Consider the following 10,235-nt stretch of genomic DNA (forward strand, 5'->3'; position numbering starts at 1 on the left):
GGGCTGATCTGTGACCGGTCATCGCCACCGCATTTCCCAGTCGGCTACAAACAATCACGTCCCTCAGTCGGCGGTTACCACGGCAATCGGGCAACTTGAAAGACTTACACTTGAGGGACATCGCTTTCTTGAGCGAACGCAGACAATCCTCAACGCCGTGCAGGATGCGGTGAGTGAACCGCTTGGAGGTTCCACTTCTTTGGCGGGGGTGGTCAGAGTCGGGGCTAGCGTTTAGAACCGGATCAATGGAAGCTCTTCGAGAATTGGTCGCGAACGGTTTTGGAGTAACGGCCGTCTCACAGCTCCCTATTCAGGTTTTGCGCGTATGAAAGAGGAACAACCCAATGAGTAAGGTTTCCCTGGCCGCGGATGAACAAGATCTGCCAAGACCTGAGGCGATCAGTTTGCGCGAAGCGTTCTGGTTCTGGCTGAAGCTGGGTTTTATCAGCTTCGGCGGGCCTGCGGGGCAGATCTCAATCATGCATCAGGAGTTGGTAGAGCGTCGGCGCTGGATTTCAGAAAGACGATTTCTGCATGCCCTCAACTACTGCATGTTGCTCCCAGGACCAGAGGCTCAGCAGTTGGCCACCTATATCGGTTGGCTGATGCATCGAACCTGGGGTGGAGTGATCGCCGGGCTGCTCTTTGTACTGCCCTCGCTGTTTATCCTGATTGCATTGTCCTGGATGTATATCGCCTTCGGTGAGGTACCGGTGGTGGCGGGACTTTTCTATGGCATCAAACCCGCCGTGACAGCCATCGTGGTGCAGGCAGCTCATCGAATCGGCTCGCGCGCGCTGAAGAATAATTGGCTGTGGGCAATAGCAGCGGCTTCGTTCACCGCAATATTTGCGTTTAATGTCCCTTTCCCGCTGATCATTCTGGGGGCGGCTTCAGTTGGCTATCTTGGAGGTCGTTTTGCGCCTGAGAAGTTCAGAACCGGGGGCCATAGCGCCGCCAAAAAGTCCTATGGCCTGGCGTTGATTGACGACGACACCCCGTCGCCTGAGCATGCCCGATTCAGCGGGTTGAAACTGCTGATGTTGATGCTCATCGGTGCTGCACTGTGGGCTTTGCCAATGGGCATCTTGACTGCACTCTTTGGCTGGGAAGGCACCTTGACCCAAATGGGCTGGTTCTTTACCAAAGCGGCATTGCTGACGTTTGGCGGCGCCTACGCCGTGCTCCCCTATGTCTACCAAGGCGCGGTTGGTCACTACGGCTGGCTAACGCCAACACAAATGATTGATGGCCTGGCTCTGGGGGAAACCACTCCTGGGCCGCTGATCATGGTGGTGGCCTTCGTCGGTTTCATCGGCGCTTATGTCCTACAGGTGTTCGGTGTCGACCATGTATTTCTCGCCGGAGCCGTCGCCGCCACTCTGGTGACGTGGTTCACCTTCCTGCCTTCGTTCCTGTTCATTCTCGCCGGTGGCCCGCTGGTGGAAGCAACTCACAACGAACTCAAATTCACCGCACCGCTCACCGCGATTACTGCGGCGGTAGTTGGGGTGATTCTCAATCTAGCGTGCTTCTTCGGCTATCACGTGCTGTGGCCCAAAGGGTTCAGCGCCAGCCTGGACTGGCCATCAGCACTCATCGCGATTGCAGCGGCAATTGCCTTGTTTCGCTTCAAGCGCGGCGTCATTCAGGTACTGACTGCCTGCGCGCTCATCGGCGTGGCAGTGCACCTGTTGCGCTAGGAGAGCTTGGCTAGGTGTCAGTACCGATGCAAAACTGACCCACTTGGGTAAAATCGCGCATCATGGCCGCAGTCAGCTAAAGGGAAACGTTTATGCGCGTTATATCGTCCACTATTAGTGTTGCCATGTTGTCGCTGGGTTTGCTGTTTGCCGCCACCGCTGTGGCGAGTGAGGAAACCCAGCTAGTCGAATCGATTAATGCCTACCGCAGCCAGTTGCAGCGTTGCGCAGGTGGGGTCTCCCACGAGCTGCCGCCACTGACAGCTGATCCGCGCTTGATCCTCCCTGCCACCGGGACTGGCGACCTGCAACAAGCGATGGCGCGTGCGGCGTATCCAATGGTCAACGTGCAAGCGATCAGCTTGTCCGGGCCGCGCGATGCGCAGTCGGCTATGCAGACGGTGCAAGAGAGCTTCTGCAAAGTTGTGCTGGACCCACAGTTCGTTGATATCGGCGTGAGCCGAGAAGGACGCGACTGGCGCATCGTGCTGGCGCGTCCATTGTTGACTGCTCGCCTCGCTACCTCGCAGGCAGAAGGACAAAAGTTACTCGAATTGGTCAACACCGCCCGTGCCCAACAGCACCAGTGCGGCACACAGTCCTTTGCCGCCACCACACCGCTGGCCTGGAATGCCATGCTGGCAACCGCAGCGGATGCTCATAGCCGAGACATGGCTAACAACAACTACTTCGATCACAAAGACCGCGACGATCACACACCGGGTGATCGGGCTGAGCTGGCGGGCTACAGTGGCCAGGAAGTCGGTGAAAACATCGCTGCCGGGCAAGACACTGGACGCAAGGTGCTGGATGGCTGGCTCGCCAGTCCGGGGCATTGCGCTAACTTAATGAACCCGCAATTTCGCGAACTTGGTGCGGCCTATGCGGCCGATCCGAAGAGTGATGCGGGGATTTATTGGACCGCTATGTTCGGGACTCAGTAAGGGGTAACTACCATGAGTACGATCAACCTATCCAAAGCGTACAGAGGCTACATCGCGTGCCTGAATGAACAGAACTGGCCCACGCTTGGAACGTTTGTCCATGACGACGTCCATTACAATGATCAGCGTATCGGGCTGTCAGGTTACCGCGAGATGCTGGAGCGGGACTTTCATCAAATCCCGGACCTGCGCTTTAACATCCAACTTCTGGTTGCCGAATCGGACCTCGTCGCCTCCCGCTTGAACTTCGATTGCACCCCACAGGGTACATTTCTTGGCCTGCCGGTAAACGGCAAAAAAGTTCGCTTCACTGAGAACGTGTTCTATCAGTTTCGAGACGGGAAAATAGAGCACGTATGGTCCGTGATCGACAAAGCGGCTATCGAGGCTCAGCTTTAGCGAAATGGCCCTCGCGTCTGCGGCCTGGGCTCATGACAGAGCCTACGCCACCCCCTCCAACTCAGCCAGCAAGTCCGGGGTAATCACCCAATCACTCGCTGTCAGATTTTCCCGCAAGTGGGCCACCGAGGACGTACCCGGAATAAGCAGGATGTTAGGCGCACGTTGCAGCAGCCATGCCAGCGCCACACACAGGGGTGATGCCCCCAGGCGCGTCGCTACGCTGGAAAGGGTTTCCGATTGCAGTGGGGTGAACCCACCCAACGGGAAGAACGGCACATAGGCGATGCCCTGCTTCCCCAAATCAGCGATGAGTTGCTCGTCATCCCGATGGGACAGGTTGTAGTGGTTCTGTACGCAGACGACGTCAGCAATGCCCTGCGCCTGCTTGACCTGGGACGCGGTGACGTTGCTCAACCCCAAGTGACGAATGAGGCCCTGGCGTTGCAGTTCAGCCAGCGCGGTGAACTGTTCTTCGATGGACCCGTCTGCAGGCGAATGCATGTTTCCCCACGCCCGAAAATTCACCACTTCCATCACGTCCAGACCCAGATTGCGCAGGTTGTCATGCACCGCCCGGACCAACTCGGCAGGGCTTTGCGCCGGATTCCATGAAGCGTCAGGCCCGCGCTGAGCGCCGACCTTGGTCACAATCACCAAGTCTTGTGCATAAGGATGCAGGGCTTCGCGAATCAGTTGGTTGGTAACATGAGGCCCGTAAAAGTCGGAGGTATCAATGTGGTTCACCCCCGCTGCCAGAGCTTCTCGCAGCACAGCAGCCGCCGCCTTCGGGTCTTTGGGGGGACCAAATACATTGGGACCCGACAACTGCATGGCGCCGTAACCCATGCGGTTAACGCTCCGGTCGCCCAGTAAGAAGGTACCTGCTTTGCTGGCATTGCTCATGTTGAGTGCCTCTATCAATGTCTGTGTGGTCCCACTATAGGCATTGACCACTCCAATGATAATAAGGTGCAATCGGCACAGGTTGTACGGGAGAGCGAACAGTGGCGACGGACATTCAAGACTTGCTGGCCTTTGTGGCCGTGGTGAACGCGGGTGGCTTTCGCGAAGGGAGCCGAGCAAGCGGCAGGTCCGCATCAAGCCTCAGCGATGCCGTCCGGCGCGTGGAAGCTCGGCTGGGCGTGCGCCTGCTTAACCGCACGACCCGCAGCGTGGCGCCGACCGAGGCCGGCGCACGGTTGATGGAACGCATAGTGCCCGCATTGGGCGAAGTCGAGTCCGCTCTGGATGTGGTCAACGACTTTCGCGACCGGCCCTCGGGCACCCTCAAACTGAACGTGCCCCTGAGCGCCGCACGGCTGGTGCTGCCATCGATCATCACACCGTTCCTGAACACTTACCCCGACATTCGCCTGGAGGTGACGGTCGAAGAGAGCTTCGTCGACATGCTCGCGGCAGGCTGTGACGCCGGCATTCGCTATGACGAGCGCCTTGAACAGGACATGATTGCAGTTCCCATCGGCCCGCGGTTTCAACGCTTCGCAACGGCGGCATCACCGGCTTACCTGAACGCCAGAGGTCGACCCGAGCACCCACGAGATTTGCTCGGACACGCCTGCCTACGCGGCAAGTTTCCCAGCGGCGCCATGCCACTCTGGGAATACCAGCGTAACGGCGAAACCGTCCGCGTCGACCCGACGGGCCCGTTGATCGTAAGGATTGGCGGCGGCGTGGACCTTGCGGTACAGGCCGCGATTGATGGCCTGGGCATTGTTTACCTGTTCGAAGACTGGCTGCGGCCCTACCTGGACAGCGGCGTACTCGAACCGGTACTCGAACCTTGGTGGCAGGACTTTACCGGACCGTTTCTCTACTACCCGGGACGCCGCTACCTGCCCTCTCCGCTGAGGGCATTTGTGGACTTCATCAAGGCAGGTCAAAACAACGAAGCCAACTCCGCCGGTAGTTGTTTGCTGGACTGATCGACCAGCATGGCGGTGTTTGTAGGGGCAGCCGAGACGGGTTCATCTGTCGGCTAGTTTGGCGATTACCTTGATTTCGAACTGGAAGCCATAGAGCCACGTGACGCCCACAGCGGTGAGCGTGGGATGCGGGGCGTTACCCCAGAACTCAGGCACCACCTCCCAGATTGTCTCGAAGGTCGATTCGGGATCAACAATGAAGACGGTTACATCAATCACGTCATCGAACGTGCAACCAGCAGTTGCCAGGATCGCGTTTAGATTGTTGAACGCGAGCCTGACCTGCTCCTGTAAGTCGGGCTCCGGAGAGCCGTCTTCATGGCTGCCGACTTGTCCCGAAACAAACAAAAACCCATTGGACTTTATCGCTGGCGAGTAGCGATTGCGTTCATAAAGTGCCTGGCGTCCGGGCGGAAAAACAACGTCACGGGTTGTCATGTCTTGCTCCTTCAACGGGTCATATCTGACCCTGATTAACGATGAAGGGACTTTAAGTAGTTGTGCCTGTCCGATAAACGAGCAACTGTAGTCATCACTGTTTGTAAAAACCAAACAATCTAAATAGCCGGGGCAGCAATGGACCGTTTTGATGCGATGCAGGCATTTGCCCGAGTTGTAGAAGCGGGCAGCTTTACCAAGGCCGCCGACACGCTGCACATGAGCAAGACCAGCGTGACGCAGTTGGTGCAGCAGTTGGAAGCACGGTTGCGTGTCAAGCTGCTCAACCGCACGACGCGCAAGGTCAATGTGACCGCCGACGGCGCCGTCTACTACGAGCGCGTGGTACGCCTGCTGGCTGAGTTAGACGATGCGGAGACCAGCTTATCCGGCGCCTCGGCGTTGCCCAGAGGTCGGCTGCGAGTGGATGTACCCAGCCCGTTGGCCAGCATGATTCTGGTGCCGGCCTTGCCTGCGTTTTACGCCCAATATCCCGACATCCAGATCGACATGGGCGTCAGTGATCGCGTCGTGGATTTGATCGGTGAAAATGTGGACTGCGTCGTGCGCGGTGGCGAGATCACCGATCAGTCTTTAATGGCACGGCGAATAGGCGATCTACAACTTGGCGTTTATGCGGCGCCGAGCTACCTGGAACGCGCCGGTACGCCCTCGCACCCACGAGAGCTGGAAGAGTCGCATCATCGTATCGTCGGCTTTCTGTGGGCGAGCACCGGCAAAGCCCTGCCGTATGCCATGCGCAGCGACGGCGAGAGTGTTCACGTACACGGTCGCCACGCGTTGTCGGTGGACGACGGCAATGCCTACATGGCGGCGGGCCTGGCCGGTCTGGGGGTTCTTTGGCTGCCAGACTACATGTCCAAGGCGCACGTAGCGCGCGGCGAGTTGGTGCCCTTGTTCGAAAACTGGCGCCTCGATCCGATGCCGCTGTACGTCGCATTTCCGCCGAACCGGCATATCAGTCTCAAACTGCGTGTGTTCATCGATTGGGTCGCTGAACTGATGGCACAGCATGCGCCGGTCGCGGGTCGACAGGTTTCATGATTGCAGTGTTGGAAGTGGAAATTGTGGCCGTTACTATCTGATCAGCAAAGTCGCCTGCGTAACTCGGTAAGCTGCGCAGTTTCGCCCAAAAATTGTCCATCAGCGGTCCAGGTGATTGCTGTAAGAAAACGATGAGGTTCGTCCCATGAGCAAAGCACCCTATGTTCCCCCGAAGGTCTGGCAAGACAATGCCCCGTCTGGCGGCCAGTTCGCCAGCATCAACCGCCCTACCGCCGGACCAACCCATGACAAGACATTGCCGATAGGCAAGCACCCGTTGCAGCTCTATTCACTGGCCACGCCCAATGGCGTGAAGGTGACCATCCTGCTCGAAGAGCTGCTGGCGCTTGGGCATACCGACGCCGAATACGACGCTTGGCTGATCCGCATCAACGAAGGCGACCAGTTCTCCAGCGGCTTTGTCGACGTCAACCCCAACTCCAAGATCCCAGCCCTTCTAGACCGCAGCGTGGAGCCGGCAATCCGCGTCTTCGAGTCTGGTTCGATCTTGCTTTATCTTGCGGAAAAGTTTGGCCACTTCCTACCCACCGATCCGGGCGGGCGCACGGAAACCCTCAACTGGCTTTTCTGGCAAATGGGCGCAGCACCCTACCTGGGCGGGGGCTTCGGGCATTTCTACGCGTATGCACCGGAGAAGCTTGAGTATCCGATCAACCGCTTCAGCATGGAGGCGAAACGTCAGTTGGACGTGCTCAATCGCCGCCTCAGCGAGAGCCCCTACCTGGCGGGCGACAGCTACACCATCGCCGACATCGCGGTCTGGCCCTGGTATGGCCAACTGGTGCGGGGCAATCTGTATTCAGCTGCCGAGTTCCTTGCCGTGCACGAATACACCCATGTATGTCGCTGGGCGGAAGACATCGCCAGCCGGCCTGCGGTGATCCGTGGACAGCGAGTCAACCGAACGTGGGGCGATGAAGCAAGCCAAGTCCCGGAGCGGCATCAGGCCGAAGACCTGGGCTGACAACCGTAGTGCTTCCTGCCGTGGCGGCGTCGGATGGCGCCTCAATCAGAAGCCGCCCCAGCGCCTTGGCATGCTCGGCAACCATGCGACCGGTTCTCGGGTGAACTGCAAGCTTAGTGCTGACCCGCCACGCGCTAGCAAATGTCACTACAGATCTCTAACCGCGCCACTTGCCATGGTAACTTCACTACCGTCGATAGAGGACCTCAAGCTCAACCATGAAAATGCCCGACATTGACGCTATCCAGGCGTTTGTCCTGGTCGCGGAGCTCAAGAGCTTCACCCGCGCCGCGGATGCTATAGGCGGCACCCAGGCAGCTATCAGCCTTAAAATAAAGCGGTTGGAAGAAACCCTTGGTCGCAAGCTGCTCGAACGCACGCCGCGGCGGGTAACGTTATCTGCTCATGGGCAGACTTTCGTAACCAGCGCACGGCGCTTGCTGGATAACTACCAGGAGGCGATGAACTGCTTTGGCACGCAAAAACGCACCCTGCGGGTGGGCGTCAGCCATCACATTGTCGGGGCCGATCTCACCCGATGGCTGCGACGTATGGCGAACGCTGACCCGGATGTTATCGTCGCCTTCAGCCTAGGTACTTCCCGGGACATGTTGGATAACTACGAGCAGGGCAAGCTTGATGTGGCCTTGATCCTGAGGCACGACAACCGACGCCAAGACGGTGACGTGATTGGCGCAGCGCGATTTGGCTGGATGGCTGCACAAGACTTCGAACTGCTGCCCGGGGAGCCTTTACCGCTGGCTATACAACCTGAGCCCTGCGGCATGCGGAGCATGGTGATGGCGGCGCTACAAACACAGAACCGCCTCTGGGAAGAGGTCTTTGTCGGCAGCGGAATTCTGGCCATCGGCGCAGCAGTGGTTGCCGGCATTGGAATAGGCGCGATGGTCGGGCGCATGGCTCCAAGCGGCTGTGTCGACGTGCAACAGCGGTTCAACCTGCCGCCCCTGCCCTCTCGTGAAGTTGTGCTCTATACCGCGCAGCGCGACGCCCAAGCGCAATCGCTGATTAATACGTTGAGCGCAGACATCTCAAACAGTTGAACTAGAAGAACAAGCGTCCAGTCCAGGCCATCATCACCGTCAGACTCACTAAACCCAGGCTGACGAGGCCGAATGCCGCGAGGTGTACAAGTACGATCATAAGAGGCTGCATTCGATACGGTTCCATATGTACTTCCTTGAGGGTTTCAGAAGCAACAGTATGGAGAGGGGAATGATGCGTGAAACAGACGTCACGGACTATTACAGTGATAAGCGTAGCGCTGGGTTTACTGCTTTCATACGATCAAGACGACTGCTTTCGAACGAGGCTTTGGAAGAAGGCTTTTCATCTATAACGAAGATCGTTATTAGGTGGTTGCGCATGAAGTAACGGCGGTCACAACAGCGGGCACACTTGCGCCGCTCGCTCGGCAAGCGCACTTCGCAGTATCTGTATCTGAGCAACACGCTCGTCCAGCAAAGCGATTTTCTGTGCGAACAACTCCGCCAGAAGATCGCTGGACACACCTACGGTACTCCACAGCAGTGGCAGATTTTCACCGATCTCCGCCAAGGAAAACCCTAACTGTTGCGCCAGCTTGATATACCCCACCAGTTGCAATGTTTCCTGCGGGTAGAGCCGATAGCCATTGGCAGTGCGCTGAGGGTTTATCAGGCCCCTCTCCTCATAAAACCGCAAAGCGTCCACGGAAACGCCCGTGCGCTTTGCTACATCACCGATTCTCATGCTCATGGTTTCTCGTATTGACTCTGGACCTTACACCAGACTTTAGCCTGCGAATCCAAACTGTGAGGGATGAATATGATCAACGCAAATCACAATCTGAAAATTGTTCGCGCTAGCGCCTGGTACGACTTGGGGGCAACAGCGGTTTTTATTACACCGTGGACGGCAGCGCTTTGTATGAAAGGCTTCGCAGTGCTATCAGAGTTCTTGAGGCTAGACCGCTCAGTCCCAACGCTAGACGTCACGCAAATGCTCTTCGCCAACTTGCTGGGCAGCGTAGTAGTCGTCTGGTCGATTTGGCGACTAAGGCATCCAAGCCGCACCGTGGGGCTCTATGACGCACTGGCCAGAGGCTTGTTTGCTTCGTGGCAGCTCTATGCAGTTACCAATGGAGCGAGCTTTCTGATTCTGGGATTTACGTTTATGGAGGTGGCCTTCGCAATAGCCCAGAGCATACCTGTGACGGATGAGCCGAAGTTGTGCACTCGTGCACGGCCTGGGCCTAACGCTGCATCCAGCTGGCAGGCATCGGGCGGGCGTAACCGTTGATACCCACGGTGCACGCACGCTCTTAGTCTGTTTCACACAGCACATCGATGAGCCCGCGCCACGGGCCGCTAACGGAAAAAACAGCGAACGGTGAATTATTTAGTGTTTCGTTGTATCTGATGCGATAGAGCTCGTGCCACCGCATCGCTAGCGTGGAAACCGAGCGAAGTTCGTTTGCCTCCGCGCCATGCATGGGGTCAGCGGTTTGTGAAAAGATGGGTCGGCTACAGGGTAACTTAGATGAAATTACGTAAAAACAAAGTCAGTCCCATTGGATTGAAGGACATCACCATTGTCGACGACGTCAAGATGCGCAAGGCAATCACCGCCGCAGCACTAGGCAACGCAATGGAGTGGTTTGACTTTGGCGTCTATGGCTTTGTCGCCAATGTGCTCGGCAAGGTATTTTTCCCTGGCGTCGACCCCAGCTTGCAGATGATCGCGGCGTTGGCCA

General features: G+C 57.5%; 10 protein-coding genes and 2 pseudogenes. 8 read left to right on the forward strand and 4 right to left on the reverse strand.

Annotated features, from left to right (window positions below):
• The first annotated feature begins 344 nt into the window (after positions 1-344).
• The 3 genes from chrA to M0974_RS25275 all read left to right on the forward strand — a co-directional run bounded on the left by chrA (position 345) and on the right by M0974_RS25275 (position 3,046).
• Positions 345-1,703 carry a chromate efflux transporter gene (gene chrA, locus M0974_RS25265; protein ID WP_297843501.1) on the forward strand — a complete coding sequence of 453 codons (1,359 nt, stop codon included), beginning with the start codon at positions 345-347 and terminating at the stop codon, positions 1,701-1,703.
• 92 nt (positions 1,704-1,795) lie between these two features.
• Positions 1,796-2,647 (forward strand): CAP domain-containing protein, encoded by an 852-nt coding sequence (locus tag M0974_RS25270; RefSeq protein ID WP_297843503.1) that lies wholly within the window; start codon positions 1,796-1,798, stop codon positions 2,645-2,647.
• A gap of 12 nt (positions 2,648-2,659) precedes the next feature.
• Positions 2,660-3,046 carry an ester cyclase gene (locus M0974_RS25275; RefSeq protein ID WP_297843505.1) on the forward strand — a complete coding sequence of 129 codons (387 nt, stop codon included), beginning with the start codon at positions 2,660-2,662 and terminating at the stop codon, positions 3,044-3,046.
• A gap of 42 nt (positions 3,047-3,088) precedes the next feature.
• Here the strand turns inward: M0974_RS25275 and M0974_RS25280 are convergent, their stop codons facing one another.
• Complete coding sequence (locus M0974_RS25280) at positions 3,089-3,952, reverse strand: aldo/keto reductase family oxidoreductase (RefSeq protein WP_297843508.1); 864 nt, start codon at positions 3,950-3,952, stop codon at positions 3,089-3,091.
• A gap of 101 nt (positions 3,953-4,053) precedes the next feature.
• Between M0974_RS25280 and M0974_RS25285 the strand changes: the two genes are divergently transcribed.
• Positions 4,054-4,992, forward strand: a complete 939-nt coding sequence (locus M0974_RS25285) for a LysR family transcriptional regulator (protein ID WP_297843510.1) — start codon at positions 4,054-4,056, stop codon at positions 4,990-4,992.
• 42 nt (positions 4,993-5,034) lie between these two features.
• On the opposite strand, the gene M0974_RS25290 is transcribed toward M0974_RS25285, so the two are convergent.
• Entirely contained in the window at positions 5,035-5,430 is a 396-nt protein-coding gene (locus M0974_RS25290) for a RidA family protein (RefSeq protein WP_297843513.1), read from the reverse strand.
• Between the two features lie 138 nt (positions 5,431-5,568).
• Between M0974_RS25290 and M0974_RS25295 the strand changes: the two genes are divergently transcribed.
• From M0974_RS25295 to M0974_RS25305, 3 genes are all read left to right on the forward strand, one after another.
• Positions 5,569-6,495, forward strand: a complete 927-nt coding sequence (locus M0974_RS25295) for a LysR family transcriptional regulator (RefSeq protein ID WP_297843516.1) — start codon at positions 5,569-5,571, stop codon at positions 6,493-6,495.
• 145 nt (positions 6,496-6,640) lie between these two features.
• Positions 6,641-7,480: a glutathione-dependent disulfide-bond oxidoreductase gene (yghU, locus tag M0974_RS25300; protein WP_297843519.1), complete on the forward strand. Its 840-nt coding sequence runs from the start codon at positions 6,641-6,643 to the stop codon at positions 7,478-7,480.
• A 218-nt stretch (positions 7,481-7,698) separates the two neighbouring features.
• Positions 7,699-8,544, forward strand: coding sequence for a LysR family transcriptional regulator (locus M0974_RS25305; RefSeq protein ID WP_297843522.1), 846 nt, complete (start codon positions 7,699-7,701; stop codon positions 8,542-8,544).
• 337 nt (positions 8,545-8,881) lie between these two features.
• Here M0974_RS25305 and M0974_RS25310 read toward each other — a convergent pair whose 3' ends face one another.
• A complete protein-coding gene (locus M0974_RS25310; RefSeq protein WP_297843525.1) occupies positions 8,882-9,232 on the reverse strand; it encodes a MerR family transcriptional regulator in 351 nt (116 codons plus the stop codon).
• Positions 9,233-9,737: 505 nt separating this feature from the next.
• Positions 9,738-9,830 (reverse strand): annotated as a pseudogene (locus M0974_RS25315) (hypothetical protein); the annotation flags it as partial.
• A 191-nt stretch (positions 9,831-10,021) separates the two neighbouring features.
• Here M0974_RS25315 and M0974_RS25320 point away from each other — a divergent pair.
• A pseudogene (locus tag M0974_RS25320) lies at positions 10,022-10,235 on the forward strand (proline/betaine transporter); the annotation flags it as partial.

It is taken from the genome of Pseudomonas sp., from assembly GCF_026224925.1.
Taxonomy (GTDB): domain Bacteria; phylum Pseudomonadota; class Gammaproteobacteria; order Pseudomonadales; family Pseudomonadaceae; genus Aquipseudomonas.